Consider the following 24,431-nt stretch of genomic DNA (forward strand, 5'->3'; position numbering starts at 1 on the left):
CCGCAACCTTATAGTGAGGGGGTATCAGCCCTGTGAGAACCCTCATGCGCATCTGGAAACAGCCCATCTCCGTCGAACTGCTCACGCACCACAATGCCGACAGTGCGGTCACCCATCTGGGCATCGAATTCCTGGAGGTGGGTGACGACTTCATCCGTGCCCGCGTGCCGGTGGACCGCCGCACGGTGCAACCCTATGGCTTGCTGCATGGCGGCGTATCGGTGGTGCTGGCGGAGACCCTGGGCTCTTGCGGCGCGGCCTATGCGGCACCCGAAGGGCACCGCGCTGTCGGGCTGGACATCAATGCCAACCACCTCAAGGGCGTCACCAGCGGCTGGGTCACCGGCACCACGCGGCCCGTGCACATAGGGCGCAGTACGCAGGTTTGGCAAATCGAGCTCACCAATGACGCGGGCGAACTGACCTGTGTCTCGCGCATCACGATGGCGATGCTGCGGCCAGAGTGAGGCGATTCGAAGGGTGATAGGTGTAATGGCGCACCCACCCTTGATGGCTACGCACAAGCTGCATATTTACAAATAGCAACAATTCTCCCGCGCCAGATATCCACCCTGCACTTTGCCTGGCCAGGCGCACATTCATGGCCACGGTTATCGGTGTTTTCAGGGGCTGTGATGAGGCCTTCCCTCCGAAAGCCGCGCCAGAGGCCAAATCTGCTCATAACGACAGGGTTCAGCTCCATATTTTTTTCGTCTCAAGAGATGGTTTGAATCGTATTTGATCTTATAGATGCGCATTTGTATCGTTCGCCGACAAGAAGACGAAAGGTAACAAATGGACACAAAAACTGTAAGTCGATGGGCCACAGCGCTGCTGGCAGCCGTCCTGTGCGGCGCGGGACACGCACAGATTTTGATCGGCCAGACAGCCGGTTTCACGGGTCCCGTGGCCGCGGGCGTCAAGGAAAACACCGACGGCGCACGACTGTGGCTGGACGCGGTGAACGCGCGGGGCGGGATCGCGGGCCGGCAGCTGGAGCTGGTGTCACTGGACGACAAGTTCGACCCCAAGCTCGCCGGCGAGAACGCGCAAAAGCTGGCCGAGCGCGGCGCCGTCGCCTTGTTCCTGACGCGCGGCACGCCCCCCACCGAAGCCGTGTTGCCCGTACTGCTAGCCAACCACATGCCGCTGGTCGGCCCCTCCACGGGCGCGATGATCCTGCACCAGCCGGTCAACCGCTATGTCTTCAACGTGCGCGCAACCTACCAGCGAGAGGCCGAGAAGGCCATCGAGCACCTGCACACGCTGGGCATCCAGCGTATCGCTGTGGTGCATGCGGACGACTCCTTTGGCCGTGACGGGCTGGAAGGGGCCAACAAGGGCTTTACGCAGGCGAAGCTGAAGCCCACCAATATCCTGAAAGCGGACCGCAGCAAGCCCGACTACAACCAGCTTGTTCCACCCATTCTGGCAAGCGATGCACAAGCCGTGCTCTGGATCGGCTCGAGCAACGCCGTGGCGGAAGGGGTGCGGGCCCTGCGCGCCACCAAGTCGTCCGTGCGCGTGGTCACCTTGTCCAACAATGCATCGACGGGCTTTATCAAGGCGCTGGGGGAGTATTCACGCGGCGTCATCGTCACGCAGGTCTACCCGGCGGAGCGCTCCTACGCCTACACGATGGTGCAGGAAGCCAACGACCTGGCCAAAGCCAAGGGGATAGCGCTGTCGCCGGCGATGCTGGAAGGCTATGCCGCTGCCAAGGTGCTGGTGGAGGGCCTGCGGCGCGCGGGCAAGAACCCGACGCGGGAGACGCTGCAGGCGGCCCTGGAAGGCATGAAACGCTTCGACCTGGGCGGGCTGGAAGTGAGCTTCAGCCCCGACGACCACACGGGCCTGGACTTCGCGGACCTCTCCATCGTGAGCCTCGAGGGCCGCTTTGTGCGCTGACGCCCAGCTGTATCGAGGCCCTCCACATGAGAAGACCGCCATGGCATGGATGAAGTCGCTGCACAGCCGGCCGCATGAAAGTGCCCTGGAGCCATCGACGCTGGACCTGGACCAGCTGCGCCATCAGCTCCACGATACGCTGCAACGATGCGAAGGGCCCATGTGCGAACGCATGCACTGGCGCATCGACGAGGCGCACACCGCACAGCACCTTTGGCAGCTGCGGGGAGAGATCTTCCAGCTGGTCGCCCGCCAGTTCTATCAGGAGGAGGCAGCGCGGCGCATCAATGCGCTGCTGCCCGCCTTCTCCGGCTGGCTGCCGGCGCACATGCTGACGCGGGTCTAGAAGCGCCATTTTTTTGGCCAGAACCCGACGGCAACTTGAGATCAAGATGTTTTAGTGCTGCGACGCTTGATGATCGCGCGCAATGGCTATCTTATTGATAGCAAAACCGCCAGCTCCAACCGCACCCGAACGGGACCTGTTTACAGACGCCGGCTGGCCGGCATGGCTGCAGTTCACGCGGAGAACACCGCGCAGGCCGTTGTTGTTATTTCGTACCGGCGGCCTGTGCCATGCGTTCGCTCTTCCAGTACACGTCGTCACCGCCGTTCATGCGGTTGAGTACGCGCGACAGAACGAAGAGCAGATCGCTCAGGCGGTTAAGGTAGTGGCGCGGCGACTCCTTGACCGGTTCGGCCGCACCCAGCGCGACCACCGATCGTTCGGCACGGCGCGCCACCGTGCGGCACACATGCGCAAGCGACGCGGCACGCGAGCCCGCCGGCAAGATAAATTCCGCCAGGCGCGGCAGCTTCGCATTGTGTTCGGCCAGCGCGTCGTCCAGCAGCGCCACGGCTTCGGGCTTAAGCAGTTCAAAGCCGGGAATGGAGAGTTCGCCGCCCAGGTTGAAGAGCTGGTGCTGCACCTCCACCAGCAATTCGCGCACGCCCGGCGGCAGCTCTTCGCACAACAACACGCCAATGTGCGAATTCAGTTCATCGACATCGCCCATGGCATGCACACGCAGGCTGTCCTTGGACACACGCGTGTTGTCGCCCAAGCCGGTGGTGCCGTTATCGCCGGTGCGCGTTGCGATCTGTGAGAGTCTGTTGGCCATGGTCTGAGACGCGGTGAAGCGCGGTGAAAGTGCATGAAGCTCCAAGCGTTACGCCGGGCAAGAAAATGTGTCGTCGTACGCCATCATGTGAGTGAGGAAACACCCTGCAAAACTGCTGGCCGCAACGGACAGGCTGGGTTGCAATGGTTGCTTGTTCACTCCTTGAAAGACTCTTCGCATGACCATGCACACGACAGCAACACAGCATACAAAACATTCTATTCCCGGCTTCGAGTTGCGCAGCGTGCTCCTGGTGGCCGCACTGGCCGTGGGTGCAGCCGGCGCCGCACGGGCGCAAACTGCAACGCCCTCGCCCGCCAGCCCCAACAGCCCTCCTGCGCAGGTGGCGCCTTCATCCCCGGGTACGGGCGGCGCAGCCGGCGCCGTGCCGCAAAACCGTGTGACCAGCAAAGACATTGAAGCGGCTTTCAACCGTGCGGACGCCAACAAGGACGGCAAGCTGGACCGCCAGGAAGCCGAGCACTTTCCCGCCGTGGCACAGCGCTTCGAGCAAATCGACACCAACCACGACACCTTTATCTCGCTGGGCGAGCTGATCAAGGCAGCAAGTTCCTGACCGGCGCCGCGCCGTCACCAAGGGGGTTTTCACCGGGTCAATGGCTGGCAGGAACGACGGACACGTCGTAAACTGTGCCACCGACCCGGAGACACCATGAACGCCCCCCTGCCCACGCACCTGCTTCCCGAAATCTGCCAGCGCGAAACCCCTGCCGCGCTGATCGACGCGCTGAAAGCCCGCTTTGCCGAGCGCTGCTCCACCGCCCTGGTGGTGCGCGAGCAGCATGGCCGCGATGAGTCCTCCTTCGCCGCGCCGCCGCCTTCGGCCGTGGTGTTTGCCGAAAGCACGCAAGACGTGGCAGATGCGGTGAAGCTGGCCGCCCGGCACAACGTACCGGTGATTCCTTTCGGCGTGGGCACATCGCTGGAAGGCCACCTGCTGGCCGTGCAGGGCGGCATCAGCATCGACGTGAGCCGCATGAACAAGGTGCTGTCCATCAATGCCGAAGACCTGACCGTTACCGTGCAGGCGGGCGTGACGCGCAAGCAGCTCAATGAAGAGGTCAAAAGCACCGGCCTCTTCTTCCCCATCGACCCGGGCGCCGATGCGACCCTGGGCGGCATGAGCGCCACGCGCGCCAGCGGCACGAATGCGGTGCGCTACGGCACCATGCGCGAGAACGCGCTGGCACTGGAGGTCGTCACCGCAGACGGCAGCGTCATCCGCACCGGCACGCGCGCCAAGAAATCATCGGCGGGCTACGACCTCACGCGCCTGATGGTGGGTAGCGAAGGCACGCTGGGCGTGATCACCGAAGTCACCGTCAGGCTGTACCCCCTGCCTGAAGCCATCTCCGCTGCGGTGTGTTCCTTTCCGAGTATCGAAGCCGCCGTGCGCACCACCATCGAAATCATCCAGCTGGGGGTTCCGATTGCGCGCGTGGAGCTGATCGACCACAACACGGTGCGCATGGTGAATGCGCACTCCAAGCTCACGCTGCGCGAAGAGCCCATGCTGCTGATGGAGTTTCACGGCTCACCTGCCAGCGTGAAAGAGCAGGCCGAGCTGGTGCAGGAGCTCGCCAGCGGCCACGGCGGCAACGCGTTTGAATGGGCCAGCACACCGGAAGAGCGCACGCGCCTGTGGACGGCACGGCACAACGCCTACTTCGCGGCCATCCAGTCGCGTCCCGGCTGCCGCGCGATTTCCACCGACACCTGCGTGCCGATTTCGCGCCTGGCCGATTGCCTGCTGGAGTCGGTGGCCGAAGTCGATGCCAGCGGCATTCCCTACTTCCTCGTCGGCCATGTCGGCGACGGCAACTTCCACTTCGGCTATTTGATCGACCCGACGATTCCCAAGGAGCGCGAAGTGGCCGAAGCGCTGAACCACAAGCTGGTCACCCGCGCGCTGGCGCTCGAAGGCACCTGCACCGGCGAGCACGGCGTGGGCCTGCACAAGATGGACTTTCTGGTAACCGAAGCCGGTGACGGCGCAGTCAACATGATGCGCACCATCAAGCGCGCGCTCGACCCGAAGAACATCATGAACCCGGGCAAGATTTTCTCGCTGTGAAGCGAGCTCTACTGCGCGTTTGCAGTGGATGTGAAAAGCCCGCTAAAAAGCGGGCTTTTGAACTGAGGCCCTCTTCACCAGCTCGTGCCGTGCGATCTATAACCACCCCCGTCCGGGCTCACTTCGTGTAGCCCGTTCCCCCTCGAGGGGGCGGCGCCTGCGGTCTGGCAAAGCCAGTCCCGCGGCCCCCGCTTGATAGTGCCCAAAGAATTCTTCAACCCAGCATGAGCCCCGGAACCGGCTTTGCCGGGCCGGAGGGCGGGCGGCCCCCTCGGGGGGCAGCGACCCACACGCAGTGGGGGAGCGTGGGGGCTCAATTATTTCTGGATATCGCTCATCTTGCAGCCTTTGGCCAGGAACACGCCAGTGAGATGTTCCTTGCGGCCCTGCGCCTGCTGGCCCTGCAGGGCGACGGCCTGTTGCTGCGCGGTTGCGGCCTGCTGCTGGGCGACGCCACTGTTGGCGGCCTGTTGGGCCGTATTGCCTGCCAGCTGCTGCACGATGCCGCCAAACATGCCGCCCAGGCCGCCGCCGAATCCGCCAAAGCCGCCGGCGTTTTGCGCCGCCGTATTGGCCGCTGCGGTGGCCAGCGCAGTTTGCACCACCGCTCCGGCAACCTGACTACCTGCATCTGTGGGATCCGCAGTGGCCGGTGCCGCGGTGTACTGGGCGGCGCGCGTGACCACGCTGTCCATCTGTCCGATCTCGCCATAGATCTGCTGGCACGTGAGGTCGTTGTCCGTCATCTTTACGCGCTCGATGGTTTGCGCAGATGCGGTGGCAGCCACCAGGGAAAGCGCCAGCGCGGCGGCAAGGGAGTGTTGTTTCATGACCGGTCCTGCAGTAGGTAAGGTTGATGGAGGTTGGGGGAAACGGGGGTAAAAAATTGGGGGCTACTTCTGCATTTCCGAGAGCTTGCAGCCCCTGGACAGGAACAAGCCAGTCAGGTGATCCTTGCGCGCCCTGGCCTGGGCCCCCAGACCAGCACCAGCCGCCTGAACTGGCGCCGGTACGGTGGCGGTGGCGGCAGCTGCGGCACCGGTGCGCGCCAGCAAGGAGCCCAACATCCCTGCGCCCAGCGCACCGGCCAGGCCGCTGGGCTGCGCGGGCGATGGCGCAGCGGAATTGCGCCCGTTTTGCTGGGCCGCCGCCATGTTGTTGGCGATTTGTTGCTGGTACTGGGTCGAAAGCCCCTGCTGCGTGGCCAGCGCGGCGGTCGGCGCATGCATTTGCGCCAGCGTGAGCGCGCCACCGGGCACGACGGCAACGGGCACGACGGCAACGGGCGTGGCAGTGGCCGCGGGCGCTGCGCTGACAACCGCCAGGGCCATGGTGGTGTCCATCTGCTGCGCCTCGGCGTACATCTGCTGGCAGCTGAGGTCGTTGTCCGTGAGCTTGACGCGCTCAATGGTTTGCTGCGCCTTTGCGGCCTGAGGCGCCAAGGCCATCACCACCGCAAGGGTGGCGCAGGCGCCAAGGCCGGCAAACCCTTCTCGCCAGTCTGGCTTGATCCAGTCTGTCATGTCGGAGACGGTGGTGACGCCGAACCGGGCCAGGTGAGCGCTACGGAAAGAACGATTCGCCAGGTAATTCATACGCAAACACACAAATAATTACATGTAGTAACAATAAGCATGTAGGCGCCAGCCGTCACCCGCTTTCTGGAGAAAGCCTTGTAAGAGTCACAAAAGTCGTGAATTAGTTCACATTTTGACTATCGCCACCCGATTCATCGGCGAAAAATAACCCAAACAGTCTATTTATTGCCGCGCAAGCGTTCGATCAGGCCGTTGAGTTCGTCCATCGATGAGAACTGGATCGCCACCTCGCCCATGTCTTCGCGCCGGCCGTTGCGCTTGACCTGTTTTTTGATGCGCACTTCCACATTGGCCATCAGCAGGTCGGCGAGTTCTTCCTCCACGCGGCGGGTGTCGCGGGACTTTTCCTTGGTGGCTTTTTGCGGCTTCAGTGAAAACTCAGCGCTGAGTTTTTTGACCAGGCTTTCGGCCTCGCGCACCGACATTTTTTTGGCCGATATCTGGTTGGCCGCGGTGATCTGTGCCGCACGGTCCAGGCCCAGCAAGGCGCGCGCGTGACCCATGTCCAGGTCGCCCGCCATCAGCATCGTTTGCACCGGATCAGCCAAATTCAAAAGCCGCAGCAGGTTGGAAGCAGCACTGCGCGAGCGGCCGACGGCCTGCGCGGCGAGCTCGTGCGTGAGGCCGAATTCCTTGACCAGGCGCTGCAGGCCGTGGGCCTCTTCGAGCGGGTTCAGGTCTTCGCGCTGGATGTTTTCGATCAGCGACATCGCGGCGGCCGACTCGTCGGGCACGTCGCGCACCAGCACCGGCACCTCGTCCAGCCCGGCCAGCCTGGCCGCGCGAAAGCGCCGCTCGCCGGCGATGATTTCGTACTTGCCGTCGTTGGCGCCGCTGGTCAGCCGGCGAACCAGGATGGGCTGCATGATGCCCTGCACCTTGATGGACTCGGCCAGCTCATAGAGCGCGCCTTCATCCATGCGGGTGCGCGGCTGGTACTGGCCCGGGACCATGTCGGACAGGCGCAGCGACGCCGGCAAGCCGGGGCTGTTGGCCGTGCTGCTGGCGTTTTCCGCGTCGGTGGCGGTCTCGCTGACCTTGGGGCCGAGCAGTGCTTCGAGCCCGCGGCCCAGGCCCTTGGGTTTTTTGGTGACCATGGTTTTTTTCTTTCTTTCAATTCGTCATTGCGAGCCGGGCGTGAGGTCCCCGCCCAGTGATTGCAGCACGCCGCGCCAAAGGGCGTCGCGCTCTTCATAAGGTTGCGCATCCTGTTTGCCGCCGGCCTGTTCCCACACCGAGGTGAGCACCATCACAATGCCGGTGGACGGCTGCACATATACCGTCTGGCCGTGGATGCCCTGCATGGCAAAAGTGCGTGCCCGCAGCGGCATGAGCCAGAACTGGTAGCCATAACCAAAGTAAGGCGTGGCCTTGCGCGGCTTGAACGCGGGCGGCTGGCGCGCCGGATCCGTGGCGTCCAGCAGGTAGTCCAGCGGCAAGACCTGCAATGCGCCGGGTTTGCCGGTGGCCTTGTCGATGGCATGGCCGTCATTGGCCAGCAACTGGCCCAGCCGCGCCCAGTCGCGCAGGGTGGCGTTGAAGGCTCCGTAGGATTGCTCCTGCCCGTCGGCGGAGACACGCCAGAAGGCATCATGTTCGGCGCCCATGGGCTTCCACAGCCACTCCGTGGTGAGCTCGGACATGTTCCTGCCGGTGGCGGCCACCACCACGCGGCCCAGCACGTCGGTCTCGGAGCCGGCGTAGACAAACTTTTCGCCGGGGGGTGAATGCCGGTCGGTGATGGACTTGAGCACATCCAGCGGCATGCCCGCACCAGGCGTCCCGAACGAGGCGCGCGACAGGCGCGCGATGTCGTCCTTGCCATCGTAACGTTCGGTAAACGTCAGCCCTGAACTCATGCGAAGCAGCTGGCGAATCGTAGTGGCGCCATAGGGGCTGCCGGCAAGGTCTCTGGCGTATTTTTCGGTGGGGTCGTCGAGCGAGGCAATCAACCCGAGCGAGAGTGCCTTGCCGACCAGCAGCGAGGTCACGCTCTTGGCCATGGAAAAAGATAAAAACCGCGCGTCGTCCTTACGGCCGTAGCGGTAGTGCTCGGCGACGATCTCGCCGTTTTTCAGGATCAGCAGGCCAGTGGCGCGCTGGCGGTCCAGGTAGTCGGCCAGCGTGTAGTTCGTGTTCTTGTAGCGGTAGCTGACCGCCGCCGGGCTGGCTGCGCGCGGCAAGGGGCTGGCCTCGGCCGGGTGCCCGACCACGCGGATCCGCACCCCGGGCACTTTGTCGAGCGCCGACCAGGAGCCAACGCGAAAAGGGTTGAGCTGCCAGTTGTTCACGTTGCCCAGCGGATAATTTTGCGATTTTCCAAGCAACTCTTCATCAGGCTCGGCATGCAGAGAGGCACTCGCCCCTGTCGCCAGCACTATCAGGGCGAGTTGCAGGTAGCGCGCGCGCGTGCGTTGGTAAAAAAATGAGGTCATAGGCCAGGGGTGATGCCGGGTGAAGGTTCAATGGCCGGCGAGGTCAGGTCCTTGAGCTGCAGCAGCCGCAGGTACGCTTCGGGCCAGCCGCCCAGGCCGCTCTCGGCATTCAGGTGCCCGCAAGGTCCGGTGTCCACAAAGGTAGAGCCCCACGCGGCCGCGAATTGCCGCGCCCGCTGGATCGCGCAGAAAGGATCGTCAATGCTGGCAAACAGCGCGCTCTCAAACGGCAGTTTATTCAGCGGCACTGGCGACCAGCTGGGCAGCAGCTCACGCACGTCTTCGCGGTCGACGTCAGGCGGGGCCACCAGCAGCGCACCTTTGACGCGGTGAATGTTCCTGGAGTGGCTGGCCCAGGCCGCCACCAGCATGCAGCCCAGGCTGTGCGCCACCAGCACCGCGGGTTCGTCGCAGGACAACAGCACCTCTTCCAGGCGCGCCGTCCAGTCGCCGCGCAGTGGGTGCATCCAGCTGTGCTGCTCCACGCGGGTGTAGCCGTCGACCTCCTCCCACAGCGTTTGCCAATGGCCGGGGCCGCTGTTTTTCCAGCCGGGAAGAATGAGGACGTTGTCGGGTTTCATGAAAAGAAGAATCAGCTTGCTATGATTTTAATAGCTGCTTGCGCCCGTGCTTATTGGTCTGCAGGCATTTTTGCTTACAGAACAGCACTTGTGCGGTTCACATCGCCTTGATGCGCCCCACCATTTCTTCGGCAAACGTGACGAAAGCCTGCGCGCCCCTGGAGGCCGGGTCAAACACGACGCCCGGCAAGCCGTAGCTGGGCGCTTCGGCCAGGCGCACGTTGCGCGGGATCACGGTGTTGAACACCTTGTCGGCAAAGTGTTCCTTGAGCTGGTCGCTCACCTGCTGCTGCAATGTGATGCGCGGGTCGAACATCACGCGCAAGAGCCCAATGATCTGCAGGTCCTTGTTGAGGTTGGCGTGCACCTGCTTGATGGTGTTGACCAGGTCGGTCAGGCCTTCGAGCGCAAAGTATTCACACTGCATGGGCACGATCACGCCGTGCGCGCAGCACAGGCCGTTGAGCGTCAGCATGCTGAGCGACGGCGGGCAGTCGATCAGCACGAAGTCGTACTGGCTGTCGACCTCGGCCAGCGCCAGCTTGAGGCGCTTTTCGCGGCGTTCGACATCGACCAGTTCGACCTCTGCGCCGGCCAGTTCGCGATTCGCGCCCAACACGTCGTAGCCGCACTTCTCGCTGTGCACGCGTGCCTCGGCCACCGAGGCCGACTCCAGCAGCACGTCGTACACCGTCATTTCCAGCTTGCGTTTGTCGACGCCTGAACCCATGGTGGCATTGCCCTGCGGATCCAGGTCAATCATCAGCACACGCTGGCCGACTTTGGCCAGGCCTGCGGCCAGGTTCACCGTCGTTGTTGTCTTCCCTACCCCACCCTTTTGGTTGGCTATGCAGAATATTTTGGCCATCAAAGAGCCCCCACGCTTTTCACTGCGTGTAAGGCGCTGCCCCCCGAGGGGGCTAATTTTTCTAGGGGCGGCCCGTCGAAAAATTGCATTTTGTTATTCATGTGATTTTTGTTATTCATTTGGAGACCGCGAGCTTGAGGCCGAAGCCGATCAGGAAAACGCCGGCCAGCTTGTTGAGGGCCGCCGTGATTTTCGGGTTGGCGCGTATGCGCTCAGCCAGGTGGTAGGTGATCATGACCGAGGTCAGGCCATACAGGAAAGTCAGGCCCGCAATCGTGGCCGCCATCACGGCAAAAGTCTTCAGCCCCTGGTGCAGGGCCGGGTCGACAAACAGCGGGAAAAAAGCCATATAGAACACGATGGCCTTGGGGTTCAGCAAGGTGATCATCATCGCCTGCTGAAAGTAGTGGCGCGGCTTGATATTGAGCAAGGGCGCGTCACCGGGCTTGGCCATCAACATCTTGATGCCCAGCCAGGCCAGGTAAATGGCACCCGCCCACTGGACGATATGAAAAGCCGTCGGGTAGGCCGCCATGATGGCCGACACCCCCGCGACCGCCGCCCAGAGCAAAACCTGGTCTCCAGCAATCACGCCAAAGGTTGCACCCAGGCCGCCCGCGATGCCACCCTTGCTGGTCGAGGTGATCAGCGCCAGGTTGCCCGGACCGGGAATCAGCAAAAAGACAATGATGGCGACGACAAAAGCGCCGTAGTCGGCCACACCAGTAGTAGCGACGAATGAGCCCAACATGGAGGTTCTCCAGAAAGTAGAGAGAAGTGAGGCTGTGAGTTTACGACAGGGGTGTGCCGCAGAAATGCCAAACCAGCCCGATCAGGGCTGATTCAGTGTCCGCAGAGGTTTCTTTTTGTGCCCGAACAACGGGCTGAGGCGCTCGGCCCCGGTTTTCAGGCCGGGCTGGCGGCGGCTTTCGCCTGCATCCAGACAATGCAGCGCTCGGCGTCCAGCCCCGGAACTTGCAGTTGTTCCACGTGAAACACTTCAGCGCCGGCTGGCAGGGCGGCAATTTCGTCGGCCGGGTGTTTGCCCTTCATGGCCATCCACACACCTTGCGGTGCCAGCGCGTCGGTCGACCAGTTGGTGAAATCGACCAAGGACGCAAAGGCCCGGGAGCAAATCACGTCAAAAGGGGCGGTGATGGTTTCGACCCGGGCGTGCAGGCCGGAGAGGTTGGGTAGCTTCAAAGCCAGCGCCGCTTGCTTGATAAACGCGGCTTTTTTGGCCACCGTATCCACGCAAGTCACCGCTACATTGGAGCAGCAAATCGCAATAACGACACCCGGAAGGCCGGCGCCGGAACCCACATCCAGCAAGCGAGCACCCTGCTCCAGCCCGGCTTTTTTCAGTTGCCGGCGCAGCGGAAGCACCGCCGCCAGGCTGTCCAGCAAATGGTGGGTCAGCATTTCAGCCGGGTCGCGCACGGCGGTCAGGTTGTACACCTTGGTCCATTTGCCGATCAGGTCTTGGTAATCCAGCAACTGGCCGACTTGTGCATCGCTCAAGTCCAGCTGCAGCGCCTTGAGGCCGGCGCGCAAATCCTGTTCACCGCCCCGCATCAGGCTTGGGCTTTTTCGGTGGAAGCCCCGGCCGCCTGGAGCGGCGTCGTGTTTTTCCAGAGGTTTTTCTTCAGGTGCACCAGTAGCAGGGAAATGGTGGCGGGCGTGATGCCGGAAATCCGGGAGGCCAAACCCAGGGTTTCGGGCCGGTGTTTGGCCAGGGTCTGGCGCGCCTCAAAGCTCAGGGCGGGCACCTGCAGGTAATCCAGATCCGTCGGGAGTTTCAGGTTTTCGTAGTGCGCGGCCCGCTCGACCTCGGTCTTTTGCAGGTCGATATAGCCGGCGTACTTGGCCGTGATCTCGATCTGCTCGATCACGCTTTTGGCCATGTCGTCGCTGGCCGCTGCTTCGGCGGCCAGTTCGGGGTTGGCGTACTTGCCCTCCTCCAGTGACATCAGTCCGGCGTAGTTCACATCCGGGCGGCGCAGCAGGTCCAGCAGGTTGTACTCCCGCTCGATGGACTTGCCCAGAACCCGCTCAGCTTCGGCCACCGGCAGGTTGTTGGGGTTGACCCAGATTGCCCGAAGCCGGGCTGTTTCACGTGAAACAGTGTCGCGCTTGCGGTTGAAAGCATCCCAGCGGACGTCGTCTACCAGACCCAGTTCCCGGCCCTTTTCGGTCAGGCGCATGTCGGCGTTGTCCTCGCGCAGCATCAGGCGGAACTCGGCCCGGCTGGTGAACATGCGGTAAGGCTCGGTCACGCCCTTGGTGATCAGGTCGTCGACCAGTACGCCCAGGTAGGCTTCGTCGCGCCGCGGCAACCAGGCTTCTTTCTCCTGGCATTGCAGTGCGGCGTTGATACCGGCGAACATGCCCTGGGCCGCCGCCTCTTCATAACCGGTGGTGCCATTGATCTGGCCGGCAAAAAACAGCCCGCCAATGGCGCGCGTTTCAAAGCTGGATTTCAGCGCCCGCGGGTCAAAGTAGTCGTACTCGATGGCGTAGCCGGGTCGCAGGATATGGGCGTTTTCCATCCCCGCCATGGAACGGACCAGGTCGTACTGGATGTCAAAAGGCAGGCTGGTCGAAATACCGTTGGGGTAGATCTCGTGCGTGGTCAGGCCTTCCGGCTCCAGGAAAATCTGGTGGCTGTCCTTGTCGGCGAAGCGGTTGATCTTGTCTTCCACACTCGGGCAATAGCGCGGGCCGACGCCGTCGATCTTGCCGGTGAACATGGGGCTGCGGTCAAAACCGGAGCGGATGATCTCGTGCGTGCGCTCGTTGGTGTGGGTGATCCAGCACGGCATTTGCCGCGGATGGGCAATGCCGCCACCCATAAAGCTGAACACCGGCACCGGGCCTTCAGTGCCGCCCGGCATGCCGTCGCCGGGTTGTTCGGTGCATTTGCTGAAGTCGATGGTGCGGCCGTCGATGCGCGGAGGCGTGCCGGTTTTGAGCCGGCCTTGCGGCAGCTTGAGTTCCTTGAGCCGGGCTGAGAGCGATACCGCAGGCGGATCGCCTGCCCTGCCCGCCGAGTAGTTATTGAGTCCGACATGGATCTTGCCGTCCAGGAAAGTGCCGGCCGTCAGCACCACGGTGCGGGAACGAAAGCGAATGCCGACCTGCGTCACCGCCCCGACAACCCGGTCGCCCTCGACCATCAGGTCGTCGACCGCCTGCTGGAAGAGCCAGAGGTTGGGCTGGTTCTCCAGCTTGCGGCGAATCGCCGCCTTGTACAGAATGCGGTCGGCTTGCGCGCGGGTGGCTCGCACGGCCGGGCCCTTGGAGCTGTTCAGGATGCGGAACTGGATGCCGCCTTCGTCGGTGGCCAGTGCCATCGCGCCGCCCATGGCGTCCACCTCCTTGACCAGGTGGCCCTTGCCGATCCCGCCGATGGACGGGTTGCAGCTCATCTGGCCCAGGGTCTCGATGTTGTGGGTCAGCAGCAAAGTCTTGCAGCCCATACGTGCGGAAGCCAGCGCGGCCTCGGTGCCGGCATGGCCGCCACCGACCACGATCACGTCAAATTCTTGCGGGTAAACATAAGGCGAGTGCATCACGCCTCCTTCGGGTAAAGCGGCTTTCAGGCTGGGGCGCCTGCATGCCATGGAGCGGTCCGGTGTCGATGGTGGCCAGGCCTGCCGCAGCCGCACGGCACGCCATGCGGTGCCCTGGCCCATCGGTCCCCACAGGACGAAGGCGTGATTTTATCAGGCGAGGCCTGATTTGTGCGGCCCGCCGGAGGGCATGGCCTTGCTTGGCCTCAGGGTTTAGCTATCAAATTAATAGCTGCCCGCGCTTTCCCTGCTTGGGCTGCAGACCCAAAAGACTTCTGAAAGACGATTGTGTGCGGCAGAGGGCCCAAAGCCGGCACCCTAACGGCCACAATAGCGGGCATGAAACTACTCGTCTTTGCTGGCAGCACCCGCCAAAACTCCTTCAACCGCAAACTCGCCCAGGTGACCGCCACACTGGCGCGCGCCAGCGGCGCCGAAGTCACCCACATCGAGCTGGCTGATTTCGACATCCCCATGTACAACGCCGACCTGGAGGCGCAGGGCACGCCGCCCGACGTGATGAAACTCAAGCAGCTCATGTTTGAACACCCGGCGTGGATCATCTGCTCGCCCGAGTACAACGGCAGCTACACCGCGCTGCTCAAGAACACCATCGACTGGGTCTCCAGCCCCGTCAAGAGCGACCCGGCCTGGCACGAAGGCTTCAAGTCTTTCACTGGCAAAGTCGTGGGCGTTCTCAGCGCCTCGCCCGGTGCGCTGGGCGGCCTGCGTTCGCAAAGCCATCTGGTGCCGTTGCTGCTCAACGCGCAGTGCTGGGTCGCGCCCAAGGCTTTTGCCCTGGGCCGCGCCGGCACCGCTTTTGACGCGGACGGCAAGCTGCTCGATGATGCGCACCTCAAAAATGTGCAGGCGGTGATCGACCAGGTGCTGTTTGCCAGCGCCCGGCTGGCGACATAACTTAACGGGTTGAGGCCAAGGTGCGGGCGCGTTCCATCGCACCGGCCCTGGTCGCCGCCAGTTCTTCGGGCGGCACCAGCGTCGGTGCGGCGCTGATTTCCGCCGTCACCGCAATGTCCAGGAAACGCAGCCAGCGCCGCATGTATGGTTTCTGGAAATCGGATTCATCTTCCTCGGGCCGCAGCAGATACGCGCCTGCGCTTGAATACACCAGCGTCGCACTCTTGCCTGGCAGCAGCGCCTTATAACCGGCCTCTCTTGACCAGCTCCAGTTCTGCCCCGGCAAGGTCACTACATCGATGAAATGCTTGAGCCGATAGGGAATGCCGAAATTCCACATCGGCAGGCTGAAGAGATACCGGTCCGCCGCATTGAAGCGCTGCGACACCTCCACTGCCCGCGCCCACAGCGCCTGCTGCGGCGCTGTCGCATTCTGCGCGCGCAACACGGCAAACTTGGCTGCGATCATGTCGGCGTCAAAAGGCGGCAGGTCGATGTCCCACACGTTGATCGTGTCCACGGTGACGTCTGGATGCGCCTGGCGATAAGCGTCCAGCCAGGCGGTGGCGACGGAAGTTGAAGTGGATGCCGCCTGCATCGGCGAGGCTTCGATATAAACCAGATGGGTCATGCGTTTCTCCGTGCGATGGGTTGATCAAACAGTGCCATCCAGCAAGCGCAGGCCCACCATGCCGGCCACGACCAACGCCACGCAGGTCAGGCGCAGTGCCGAGGCGCTTTCGCCCATCCAGAGAATGCCAATCAGCGTCACGCCGACCGAGCCGATGCCCGTCCAGATCGCGTAGGCCGTACCCACCGGCAAGGTCTTGACGGCATGCGTCAAAAAGAAAATGCTGGCGCCGGCCGCGGCCACCCCCAGCACGCTGGGCCACAGGCGCGTCCAGCCTTCGGAAGATTTCAGGAACAAAGCCATTGCGATTTCGACAATGCTTGCAGCGAGTAAATAGAGCCAGGCCATCAGGGGACTTCTTTCAGGAACAGGGTTAATCGGTTGAAGAGCCACCAGCTTAGGTTTACGATTACCCATAGGCAAGTACGCACCTTCTGGTAACCATGACAATTCCCGGCGACCCACCCACCGACGCTTCAAATGTGTTTAGCCAGGCCTGCCCGTCGCGGCAAGCGCTGGAGCTGGTGGCCAGCAAGTGGGCTTTGCTGGTGATCCCGGCGCTGGCTGACGGCCCGGTGCGCAACAACGAACTGATGCGCCGCATCGAAGGCATCTCGCAAAAGATGCTGACGCAGACACTCAAGGAGCTGGTGCGCAATGGCCTGGTGCTGCGCTTTGACCGCCAGACCGTGCCGCCCCATGTGGAATACCAGCTCAGCGCGCTGGGCCAGTCGCTCAGCGAAACATTGATCCCGCTGGACAACTGGGCCGAGCGCAACCACCAGAACCTGAAGGCCGCGCGCGAACGTTTCGACGCATCCTTCATCTAGCGCATGGGGGTTAGCCTCATTAGCGGAATCACGTAGCGCCGCACCTCATGTTCGGTCCTATATTGGACCGACACGCCGGCGATGAAAACGGCGGCGACCACAACATGGAGACACATCAGATGAAACACCTCAACACGCGCCGCGGCGCATTGCAGTTTGGCCTCAAGGCCGGCAGCGCCGCAGCCGCTGTCTCGGCCTTCCCCGGCCTTCTTCTCGGCAGCGCGCACGCGCAAAGCACCTGGCCCAGCAAACCCATACGCCTGCTCGTACCCTTCGCGCCCGGCGGCAGCTCGGAAATCGTTGCGCGCTCAGCGGCCAACGAACTCACCAAGAGCCTGGGCCAAACCGTGTTTGTGGAAAACAAGCCCGGCGCCAGCGGCAACATCGCCATGCAGGAGTGCGCAGCCTCCACCGACGGCCACACCATCATCCTGGGCCACATCGGGACCATGGCGGTCAACCCCTTCATCTTCGACAAGCTGCCCTTCGACACCAACAAGGACTTCAAGCCCATCTCGCTGCTGGCCAAGGTGCCCAGCCTGTATGTCGTCAATTCCAGCGTGCCTGCGAACAACCTGAAAGAATTCATCGCGCTGGCCAAGGCCAAGCCCGGCCAGCTCAACTACGGCTCGGCCGGCAACGGCAGTGCCGGCCATCTGGCGTTTGAATATTTGAAGATGGCCACCGGCATTTTTGTGCTGCACGTGCCCTACCGCGGCACCGGCCCGCAGCTGACCGACCTGCTGGCCGGGCGGCTCGAAGCGGCGAGCGTAGGTGCGCCAGCCATATTGGCGCACATCAAGTCAGGCAAGCTGCGCTGCATTGCCACCGGCACCAAGGAGCGCCTGCCCCAGCTGCCCGACGTGCCTACCGTGGCGGAAAGCGGCTACCCCGGTTTTGAAATGACGCAGTGGTATGGCCTCAATGCGCCGGCCAACATGCCGCAGGCCAACATCGACCGCATCGCCGAAGCCTGCAACAAGGCCATGCGCAATCCGCAGGCCACCGAACGCCTGCGCGGCGACACCGCCCAGCCGATCGGCGACACCCCGGCGCAGTACGGCGCTTTCATCAAGACCGAGCAGGTGCGCTGGAAGGAAGTGGCGGCACGGGCAAAAATCAAACCCGACTGATTTTTGCCCCACAAACGGCCCCACAGGCCTTTTTTGAGCATCAAATACGGCTCCAGCCCAATAGAAATCTGCGCGAGCAGCTATATTTTTCATAGCAAACCACCAGCCATGAACTGCCGTCCCGGCTGCGGCGCCTGCTGCATCGCGCCCTCCATCAGCTCCGCCATACCCGGCATGCCGCACGGCAAGCCGGCCGGCGTGCGCTGCGCGCAGCTGGACGATGCCAACCGCTGCCTGATTTTCGGCCAGCCCGAACGGCCTGCGGTGTGCGGGCAGCTCATGGCGTCTGCCGAGATGTGTGGCGCCGACGCGGGAAGCGCGATGGTCTGGCTGACCCGGCTGGAAAACGACACGCGGCCCGGCCGGCATTGAACCCGCCCTAGCGCGATACGTTGCCCAACGCCTCCAGCCGCGCAGGCGAAACAATTTCAATGCAGCGGTAACCGAGCGCGATGGCGCCACGCTGCACCATCACCTTGAGTTCCACCGACAGCGTCTGCCGCGAGATGCCCAGCATCATGGCCAGCGCCTCCTGCGAAACCCGCACCACCGGCCGCGCCTTCAATGCCATCGTGGCATCGCCGCGCGCCAGCAACAGCAGGCGGCGCGCCACCCGGGCGCGCGTCGAACGCAGCGCGGCGTCTTCCACCATGCCGTAGAGCGAGCGCACGCGCGCGGCCAGCAAGCCAGCAATGGCCCGCGCAAACGGCGCACCCTGCATCAGCAGGGTAAAAGCGGCCTGCGGCACCACCAGCACCTCCACCGCCGACAAGGCCGTGGCATCGTGCGTGCGCGGCTCGCCGTCCATCAGCGAGATCTCGCCGATCCAGTTGCCCGCCTCCAGCACCACCAGAATCGCCTCGCGCCCATCCTCCCGCAGCGAGGAGATCTTCAGCAGGCCGCCGAGCAGGCCATAAAAGCCGCCGGGTGCATCCCCCTGGCGAAACAGCATTTCGCCGGGCCGCAGGCGCAGCACCTCGGACGACGCCAGCAGCGCCTGACGGTCCGCCGCCGGCAGCGCACCGAACCACGGGTTGGCCGACATGCGGGCAAGCAAGGATGGCGGTGAGAGCGGTGAAAGGGGCGAAGGTGTCTTCGGAACGACAGGCATGCGGTCAATTGTCAAATTTTTGACAGTTCCCCGTCAAGCACCCACGTATCGTGGGCAGTTCATGCCGCAGAGCACCTTTATTCATACACACCACGGAGACAACCCTCATGCACATCCCCTCCCTCAAGGAAGTCGTCAGCGCCGAAGAATGGCAACTGCGCTGCGACCTCGCCGCCTGTTATCGCCTCGTCGCGCTCTACGGCTGGAGCGACCTCGTCTTCACCCACATCAGCGCCAAGCTGCCTGAGACCATTTCCGGCGCCGGCAATCACCATTTCCTGATCAACCCCTACGGCCTGATGTTCGACGAGATCACGGCCTCCAGCCTGGTCAAGATCGACGGCCAGTGCAACAAGATCATTGATACGCCCTTCCCGGTAAACCCGGCCGGTTTTGTGATCCACAGTGCGGTCCACGACGCGCGCGCCGACGCCGGCTGCGTGCTGCACACCCACACGCGTGCCGGCGTGGCCGTGAGCGCGCAAAAGTGCGGCGTGCTGCCCATCAGCCAGCAGTCCACCTTCGTGCTGGCGTCCCTCGCGTACCACGCGTACGAAGGCGTGGCCTTCCGCGACGATGAAAAACCGCGCCTGCAGGCCGACCTGGGGCAAGCCAACTTCCTGATGCTGCGCAACCACGGCCTGCTGGTAGTGGGCAAAACGATTGCCGACGCCTTCCTGAGCATGTACACCTTCGAGAACACCTGCCGCATCCAGCTGGACGCCCAGGCCGGCGGCGAACTCACCGAGGTCAACCCGCTCATCGTCAAGGGTGTGGCCGAGGCCATGCGCGTGCAGACCGGCGGCTTGGGTGGTGCTTTTGTCTGGCCCTCGCTGATTCGCAAGCTCGACAAGCTCGACGAAAGCTACAAGTCATGAGCGGCGGCTCACCTGTCGTCGCGCAGCTGCTGATCGCGGCACTCGCGCTGGTCATGCTCGGCCTGGGCATGACCCTGAAGGTCGAGGACTTCACCCGCCTGCTCAAATACCCCAAGGCCGTGGCGGTGGCACTGGTGCTGCAGGTCATCGTGCTGCCCGTGGCCTGCTACGCGATCATCGTCCTGCTGAATGTGCCGCCGCTCTTTGCGGTGGGGCTGATGCTGCTGGCCGCTTCGCCCGGTGGTATCTCGGCCAACCTGTTCAGCCACCTCTTCGACGGCAACGTGGCCATGAACATCTCGCTGACCGCCATCAACACGCTGCTGTCCATCGTCACCATGCCGGTGATCGCCAACTGGGCGATCGAGACCTTCGCCAAAACCGGCCAGGTCGTGCCGCTGCAGTTCGGCAAGGTGGTGGAGGTGATCGTCATCGTGCTGGTGCCGGTGGCCATCGGCATGTGGCTGCGCACGCGCAAACCCGCCTGGGCCGCGCGCAGCGAAAACCCGACCAAGATTTTCAGCATCATCGTGCTGGCCGTGGTGGCCATTGGCGCAGTCGTCAAGGAGTGGCAGGCGCTTGCCAGCACCTTTGCGGCTGTCGGCCCTGCGGTGCTGGCCTTCAACCTCGTGAGCCTGCTGGCCGGCTACTACGTCTCGCGGGCCACGGGCCTGGACAAACCCATCTCGACCGCCATCAGCTACGAGATCGGCATTCACAACGCGACGCTGGCCATCTTCATCGCGCTGGCCGTGCTGAACAACTTCCAGCTGGCCCTGCCGGCGGCGATTTATTCCTTCAGCATGTACATCACGGCCACACTGTTCGGGCTGCTGGTGCTGAAGCGCCGCAACGCGGCAGCCATGGCAGCGCCTGCGGGCTAAACCGTGACCACGGTCAGCGCGGGCGAATGCACGCCTGTTGAAACGCCGGGCAGGATGTCTCCCTCGGTGATCGAGAGTTCCTTGCGCAGCATCTGCACACCGCCAAAAATGGTTGCAAAGGCCACGTCCTTGGCGTCGCGGCCTGTGCCCACGCGCACCAGGCGGTCGATAGGCGCCATGCGTGTCGGGTCAAAAATTACCCATCGCCCCTCCAGCCAGGCTTCAAACACGGCATGGAAATCTTCCGGCGGCTCGTCAAAATGCACATACCCCACCACCAGCCGCGCCGGAATGTTCAAGGCCCGGCACAGCGTGATGCCCAGGTGTGCAAAGTCACGGCAGACACCCGCGCGCTGCACAAACACCTCCTGCGCGGTCGTCGTGGAGTTGCTGAAACCCGGCAGGTAGCCAATCGAGTCGTGAATCCAGGCCTCGATGGCACGCACCCTGCCAATGCCCGGCGGCAAGTGGCCAAACAGCTGCTGCGCGGCCCGGCTCATAACGTCGGATTCGCAATAGCGGCTGGGCATCAGGTAGCGCAGCACTTCATCCGGCACCGCCGTCACGGGGGTTTCGTCCAGGTGCAGGGGAACCGGGGCCGGGTGCAGCTCCACGCGCGCATGGTAGTTCACCGAAAGCACGCCCTTGGGAGCATCCAGCCGAATAAAGCGGTTGCCGCTGCGCTCATCCGAAAAATTCCGCACCTTCATGCTGGGCGTGATGGTCAGGCGCTCTTCCACAACGTGGTGGCCTTCGTGAAAAGCCGCCTCGATGTGAAACAGGAAATGGGCAGGATGAGTGACCTCGTATTCCAGCAGCAGGTCAATAAGGGTGGTGTGCATAAGCCTGAACCGGTGAAAAGAAACCTTGTGGATGCGTGACGTGCAGTAGCGGCACGGTTTGCAGGAATGTGCGTCAGGCGGCCGCGCAGTCAGAGACGTGTGCGGTGGCTGACTTCCCGGTTCTCGGCCGGTGCAAACCAGTTTTTGCAGGTCACAAACACAATGCGGGCCGCGCGCTCCAGCACTTCGGCAGACGGCGCCGCCGGCCGGCGCGCGCGCAGGCGGTTGATCAGTAAAAACTCGGCAATGCTGGCCTGGAAACCCAGCGGCCGTTTGGGCGCCACACCGGCAGGCGACGCAGGCAAGCGCGCAGCCTCATTGCCCGGCTGTCGCCACGGGTGGAACAGCCGCTGCCGGAACCGCGCGGCCATGGTGCTGGCCGGCATGTCGGTGCTCGCAGCCATCTACTTCAGCGCTTTCTTTGCAGCGCCTACACCCAGCGCAGCCAGCACGATGAAGATAACCGCGAGGATCAGGAACAGGCCGAACAGGATTTTGGCAATGCCTGCTGCGCCCGCTGCCACACCACCGAAACCGAGGGCAGCGGCAACCAATGAAATCAGCGCAAAAATAATCGCGTACTTGAGCATGATGGCCTCCAGAAAGTGGCCTCTTGCGCGAATGCGCAGGATGAGGCGTTACGGCGTTACGCACGTCATGGGCATCAAAGTGTGAAGTCAAGGTGAGTCAACGCAGCCCATGACCCATAAGCCCATGCTAAAAGCAGGCGACGATTTTCCGAATCAGCAGCGCCCGCATGGCCCTGTAGGACAAGGACGCAGCTCAGCGCAACTTCAGAACAGCCAAGGCTTTAGGGGCAAGTAAGCGCTCATTGACGCATCAACCGGGAAGGCGTCCGGCTTATTTGCCAAAGATGCCGCGCAGGCTTTTACCGACCTTTTCGCCCACACCAGCGCCGGCCCCGGTACCCACGCCAGGCAGCAACACCGTGCCGATGGCGGCCCCCAGCAGCGCCGCACGCGACAGCGTGACTTCCGGGTTGTCCAGCGTGCCGCCCACCACCAGCGGCACCCCCACGGCGCCACCAATGGCACTGCCGATCTTGCTGTCGCCGGCCAGGGTCACGCTGACCTGCCCGCTCAGGGCCTTGGCGGACGAGACCGCCACATTGCCGGTGGCGCTCAATGCTCCGGAGCTCGCCACCAGATTGGTCAGCTGCGCCGACCGCCCCAGGGTGCTGACCTGCCCGGCCAAGGTATCCAGCCGGGTCTGGCCACCACGGCTCAGCCCCACCGTTTTGACCGCCTTGGCCAGGTCCAGCCCGTTCACCACTGCATCGCGCACCGTGAAGGTGGTGTGGCTCTGCAGCGCATCCACCAGCGCAGCCGTGGTGGCGGCGCGCGCATTGAGCGTGGTCGTGGCGTCAAGCTGGCCGGTCAGGGCCTTGGCGGGCGCCGTCAGTGCGGACACCTCGACACCGCTGGTTTTCAGCTGGCCCTGCAGCACCAGTTCTTCCGCCGAACGCGCCACCGGCGGCGCCTTGGCGCCCGGCTTGGCGGCGGCCGTTGCTGCTGCGGCCGCCACAAAACCGCGCTGCAGGCCCAGGCGGCCTTCCAGCTTGCCGCCGCCCACCTTCACAAGCAAGTCCCACTGTGCGGCACCGCCGGCCTCGCCGGCTTGCGCTTCCACGCGTTGCAGCGTTGCCTCCAGACCCTGGAGGTTGCCTTCTGTCAATTTGATCGAAGCGTTCTCCGGCAGGCCATCGGCCCCCAGGCTGGCCTCGCCCTTGACCGTGGTGCGTGCGCCGGTGGTGTTCACCCAGGTAACCTCGTCCAGCACCGTGCGGCGCGGCAACCAGTCAAGCCGGTTCATTTCCGGGCCCGTGTTGGCTGCAGACGCCGGTGCGCCCGGTTTGACAGGCACCGCCTGCTTCTTCTTTTGCAGCAGCAGGAGCAGCGCGTCAATGCCCTGCTGCGGCAACACCGCCCGGCGCACCCGCAGGGTGGCCACTTCCAGGCGCCCCTGCAACAGCGGGCGCCATTCGGGCCGCACTTCCACGCGCTCCAGCGTCAGCGGCGGCTTGCTTTGCACGGAAATACCGCTCAGCGCCACAGCGGGCAAAGGCCAGATGTCCACCGCCACCCTGTCCAGGCTCAGGGGAACGCCCAGCGCGGCCGACGCCTCCCGCTCAACGCGCTGGCGGAAGTCGTCCGTGCTGACCCAGCGGTGCAAGGTGTAGGCCACCACGGCCAGAAGCACCATCAAGCCGAGGGCCAGGAACACCAGCCATTTGAAAAGTTTTGCCATGCGGCTATTGTGGCGCGCCCGGCCAGCAATAATCCGCTGTTCCGGCTAGCATGAGGGGCTGTGCGACATTCCCGCCACACTCCCGCCGCACTTCGCTACCCCACAAAGGACAAGACACCATGAAACTTTACTACTCCCCCGGCGCCTGCTCCCTGTCACCCCACATCACGCTGCACGAGTCGGGCCTGAAGTTCGAGCATGTGCTGGCGCCCACCAAAACCCACCAGCTGGAAGACGGCACCGACTACTACACCATCAACCCGCTGGGTTATGTCCCGCTGCTGGAGCTGGACGACGGCACGCGCATCGCCGAAGGCCCGGCCATCGTGCAGTACATTGCCGACCAGGTGCCGGAGAAGAAACTCGCACCCGCCAACGGCACGCTGGAGCGCTACAAGCTGCAGTCCTGGCTGACTTTTGTCGGCACCGAACTGCACAAGGGCTTCAGCCCGCTGTTCAATGCCGCCACACCGGCCGACTACAAGACCATCGTCATCGACAAGCTGCTGTCGCGCCTCAAGTGGGTGGACAGCCAGCTCGCCGGCAAGCAGTACCTGATGGGCGATGCCTTCAGCGTGGCCGACCCCTACCTCTTCACTGTGACCAACTGGGCGCCGCGGGTCGGGGTGGATATTTCGGGGTTTGCGAACATTGCTGCGTTTCGGGAGCGTGTTGCGGCTCGGCCAGCTGTGCAGGCAGCGATGAAGCATGAGGGATTGCTGAAATAAGTGATGCCTCCCGGACGCTGATCGCAGTTT

29 protein-coding genes are annotated in these 24,431 nt (G+C 63.4%); 12 read left to right on the forward strand and 17 right to left on the reverse strand.

From position 1 onward, the window contains the following. The first annotated feature begins 44 nt into the window (after positions 1-44). From ACXJKE_RS17315 to ACXJKE_RS17325, 3 genes are all read left to right on the forward strand, one after another. Complete coding sequence (locus ACXJKE_RS17315; protein ID WP_457281834.1) at positions 45-467, forward strand: hotdog fold thioesterase; 423 nt, start codon at positions 45-47, stop codon at positions 465-467. Positions 468-795: 328 nt separating this feature from the next. After that, positions 796-1,908 (forward strand): ABC transporter substrate-binding protein, encoded by a 1,113-nt coding sequence (locus ACXJKE_RS17320; protein ID WP_457281835.1) that lies wholly within the window; start codon positions 796-798, stop codon positions 1,906-1,908. A 40-nt stretch (positions 1,909-1,948) separates the two neighbouring features. Continuing rightward, positions 1,949-2,254 carry a hypothetical protein gene (locus tag ACXJKE_RS17325; protein ID WP_457281836.1) on the forward strand — a complete coding sequence of 102 codons (306 nt, stop codon included), beginning with the start codon at positions 1,949-1,951 and terminating at the stop codon, positions 2,252-2,254. 205 nt (positions 2,255-2,459) lie between these two features. Here the strand turns inward: ACXJKE_RS17325 and ACXJKE_RS17330 are convergent, their stop codons facing one another. Further along, a complete protein-coding gene (locus ACXJKE_RS17330) occupies positions 2,460-3,029 on the reverse strand; it encodes a cob(I)yrinic acid a,c-diamide adenosyltransferase (RefSeq protein ID WP_457281837.1) in 570 nt (189 codons plus the stop codon). Positions 3,030-3,207: 178 nt separating this feature from the next. Between ACXJKE_RS17330 and ACXJKE_RS17335 the strand changes: the two genes are divergently transcribed. Next, complete coding sequence (locus tag ACXJKE_RS17335; protein ID WP_457281838.1) at positions 3,208-3,606, forward strand: EF-hand domain-containing protein; 399 nt, start codon at positions 3,208-3,210, stop codon at positions 3,604-3,606. Between the two features lie 96 nt (positions 3,607-3,702). After that, positions 3,703-5,124, forward strand: a complete 1,422-nt coding sequence (locus ACXJKE_RS17340) for an FAD-binding oxidoreductase (RefSeq protein WP_457281839.1) — start codon at positions 3,703-3,705, stop codon at positions 5,122-5,124. A gap of 317 nt (positions 5,125-5,441) precedes the next feature. On the opposite strand, the gene ACXJKE_RS17345 is transcribed toward ACXJKE_RS17340, so the two are convergent. The 9 genes from ACXJKE_RS17345 to mnmG all read right to left on the reverse strand — a co-directional run bounded on the left by ACXJKE_RS17345 (position 5,442) and on the right by mnmG (position 14,178). Then, entirely contained in the window at positions 5,442-5,954 is a 513-nt protein-coding gene (locus ACXJKE_RS17345; RefSeq protein WP_457281840.1) for a hypothetical protein, read from the reverse strand. 63 nt (positions 5,955-6,017) lie between these two features. Then, positions 6,018-6,647 (reverse strand): hypothetical protein, encoded by a 630-nt coding sequence (locus tag ACXJKE_RS17350; RefSeq protein ID WP_457281841.1) that lies wholly within the window; start codon positions 6,645-6,647, stop codon positions 6,018-6,020. 233 nt (positions 6,648-6,880) lie between these two features. Then, positions 6,881-7,819, reverse strand: coding sequence for a ParB/RepB/Spo0J family partition protein (locus tag ACXJKE_RS17355; protein WP_457281842.1), 939 nt, complete (start codon positions 7,817-7,819; stop codon positions 6,881-6,883). 24 nt (positions 7,820-7,843) lie between these two features. Continuing rightward, complete coding sequence (locus ACXJKE_RS17360) at positions 7,844-9,157, reverse strand: serine hydrolase domain-containing protein (protein ID WP_457281843.1); 1,314 nt, start codon at positions 9,155-9,157, stop codon at positions 7,844-7,846. Next, the gene (locus tag ACXJKE_RS17365) at positions 9,154-9,738 is read right to left on the reverse strand and encodes an RBBP9/YdeN family alpha/beta hydrolase (RefSeq protein WP_457281844.1); all 585 of its coding nucleotides are present in this window, start codon (positions 9,736-9,738) and stop codon (positions 9,154-9,156) included. The genes ACXJKE_RS17360 and ACXJKE_RS17365 overlap by 4 nt, the downstream gene beginning before the upstream one ends. Positions 9,739-9,835: 97 nt before the next feature. Beyond that, positions 9,836-10,606, reverse strand: a complete 771-nt coding sequence (locus tag ACXJKE_RS17370; protein WP_457281845.1) for a ParA family protein — start codon at positions 10,604-10,606, stop codon at positions 9,836-9,838. 115 nt (positions 10,607-10,721) lie between these two features. Next, positions 10,722-11,357 (reverse strand): LysE family transporter, encoded by a 636-nt coding sequence (locus ACXJKE_RS17375; RefSeq protein ID WP_457281846.1) that lies wholly within the window; start codon positions 11,355-11,357, stop codon positions 10,722-10,724. A 155-nt stretch (positions 11,358-11,512) separates the two neighbouring features. Further along, on the reverse strand, positions 11,513-12,181 hold the full coding sequence (gene rsmG, locus ACXJKE_RS17380) for a 16S rRNA (guanine(527)-N(7))-methyltransferase RsmG (protein ID WP_457281847.1): 669 nt from the start codon (positions 12,179-12,181) through the stop codon (positions 11,513-11,515). Then, positions 12,181-14,178: a tRNA uridine-5-carboxymethylaminomethyl(34) synthesis enzyme MnmG gene (gene mnmG / locus ACXJKE_RS17385; RefSeq protein WP_457281848.1), complete on the reverse strand. Its 1,998-nt coding sequence runs from the start codon at positions 14,176-14,178 to the stop codon at positions 12,181-12,183. Before mnmG ends, rsmG begins: the two co-directional genes overlap by 1 nt. Positions 14,179-14,517: 339 nt before the next feature. Between mnmG and ACXJKE_RS17390 the strand changes: the two genes are divergently transcribed. Further along, positions 14,518-15,096, forward strand: coding sequence for an NADPH-dependent FMN reductase (locus tag ACXJKE_RS17390; RefSeq protein ID WP_457281849.1), 579 nt, complete (start codon positions 14,518-14,520; stop codon positions 15,094-15,096). A gap of 1 nt (position 15,097) precedes the next feature. Here ACXJKE_RS17390 and ACXJKE_RS17395 read toward each other — a convergent pair whose 3' ends face one another. Both ACXJKE_RS17395 and ACXJKE_RS17400 read right to left on the reverse strand, forming a co-directional pair. After that, positions 15,098-15,727: an FMN-dependent NADH-azoreductase gene (locus ACXJKE_RS17395; RefSeq protein WP_457281850.1), complete on the reverse strand. Its 630-nt coding sequence runs from the start codon at positions 15,725-15,727 to the stop codon at positions 15,098-15,100. Positions 15,728-15,751: 24 nt separating this feature from the next. After that, positions 15,752-16,075, reverse strand: coding sequence for a DMT family transporter (locus tag ACXJKE_RS17400; protein ID WP_457281851.1), 324 nt, complete (start codon positions 16,073-16,075; stop codon positions 15,752-15,754). Between the two features lie 95 nt (positions 16,076-16,170). Here ACXJKE_RS17400 and ACXJKE_RS17405 point away from each other — a divergent pair, with 95 nt between their 5' ends. The 3 genes from ACXJKE_RS17405 (at position 16,171) to ACXJKE_RS17415 (ending at position 18,062) form a co-directional block, all read left to right on the forward strand. Beyond that, complete coding sequence (locus ACXJKE_RS17405) at positions 16,171-16,557, forward strand: winged helix-turn-helix transcriptional regulator (protein WP_457281852.1); 387 nt, start codon at positions 16,171-16,173, stop codon at positions 16,555-16,557. 119 nt (positions 16,558-16,676) lie between these two features. Beyond that, positions 16,677-17,690: a Bug family tripartite tricarboxylate transporter substrate binding protein gene (locus ACXJKE_RS17410; protein WP_457281853.1), complete on the forward strand. Its 1,014-nt coding sequence runs from the start codon at positions 16,677-16,679 to the stop codon at positions 17,688-17,690. A 108-nt stretch (positions 17,691-17,798) separates the two neighbouring features. After that, a complete protein-coding gene (locus ACXJKE_RS17415) occupies positions 17,799-18,062 on the forward strand; it encodes a YkgJ family cysteine cluster protein (protein WP_457281854.1) in 264 nt (87 codons plus the stop codon). Positions 18,063-18,069: 7 nt separating this feature from the next. On the opposite strand, the gene ACXJKE_RS17420 is transcribed toward ACXJKE_RS17415, so the two are convergent. Next, positions 18,070-18,735 (reverse strand): Crp/Fnr family transcriptional regulator, encoded by a 666-nt coding sequence (locus tag ACXJKE_RS17420; RefSeq protein WP_457282083.1) that lies wholly within the window; start codon positions 18,733-18,735, stop codon positions 18,070-18,072. 173 nt (positions 18,736-18,908) lie between these two features. Between ACXJKE_RS17420 and ACXJKE_RS17425 the strand changes: the two genes are divergently transcribed. Next, positions 18,909-19,679 (forward strand): class II aldolase/adducin family protein, encoded by a 771-nt coding sequence (locus tag ACXJKE_RS17425; RefSeq protein WP_457281855.1) that lies wholly within the window; start codon positions 18,909-18,911, stop codon positions 19,677-19,679. Next, entirely contained in the window at positions 19,676-20,563 is an 888-nt protein-coding gene (locus ACXJKE_RS17430) for a bile acid:sodium symporter family protein (RefSeq protein WP_457281856.1), read from the forward strand. The genes ACXJKE_RS17425 and ACXJKE_RS17430 overlap by 4 nt, the downstream gene beginning before the upstream one ends. Here ACXJKE_RS17430 and ACXJKE_RS17435 read toward each other — a convergent pair. From ACXJKE_RS17435 to ACXJKE_RS17450, 4 genes are all read right to left on the reverse strand, one after another. Continuing rightward, positions 20,560-21,405: a transglutaminase-like domain-containing protein gene (locus tag ACXJKE_RS17435; protein ID WP_457281857.1), complete on the reverse strand. Its 846-nt coding sequence runs from the start codon at positions 21,403-21,405 to the stop codon at positions 20,560-20,562. The two genes, ACXJKE_RS17430 and ACXJKE_RS17435, sit on opposite strands and share 4 nt — an antisense overlap. Positions 21,406-21,494: 89 nt before the next feature. Further along, the gene (locus tag ACXJKE_RS17440; RefSeq protein WP_457281858.1) at positions 21,495-21,809 is read right to left on the reverse strand and encodes a hypothetical protein; all 315 of its coding nucleotides are present in this window, start codon (positions 21,807-21,809) and stop codon (positions 21,495-21,497) included. After that, complete coding sequence (locus ACXJKE_RS17445) at positions 21,810-21,995, reverse strand: DUF1328 family protein (RefSeq protein ID WP_457281859.1); 186 nt, start codon at positions 21,993-21,995, stop codon at positions 21,810-21,812. A 271-nt stretch (positions 21,996-22,266) separates the two neighbouring features. Beyond that, entirely contained in the window at positions 22,267-23,673 is a 1,407-nt protein-coding gene (locus ACXJKE_RS17450; RefSeq protein ID WP_457281860.1) for an AsmA family protein, read from the reverse strand. Between the two features lie 119 nt (positions 23,674-23,792). On the opposite strand from ACXJKE_RS17450, the gene gstA reads away from it, so the two are divergent. After that, complete coding sequence (gene gstA / locus ACXJKE_RS17455; RefSeq protein ID WP_457281861.1) at positions 23,793-24,401, forward strand: glutathione transferase GstA; 609 nt, start codon at positions 23,793-23,795, stop codon at positions 24,399-24,401. Positions 24,402-24,431: the final 30 nt, after the last annotated feature.

This window comes from Polaromonas sp. P5_D5 (assembly GCF_054049435.1).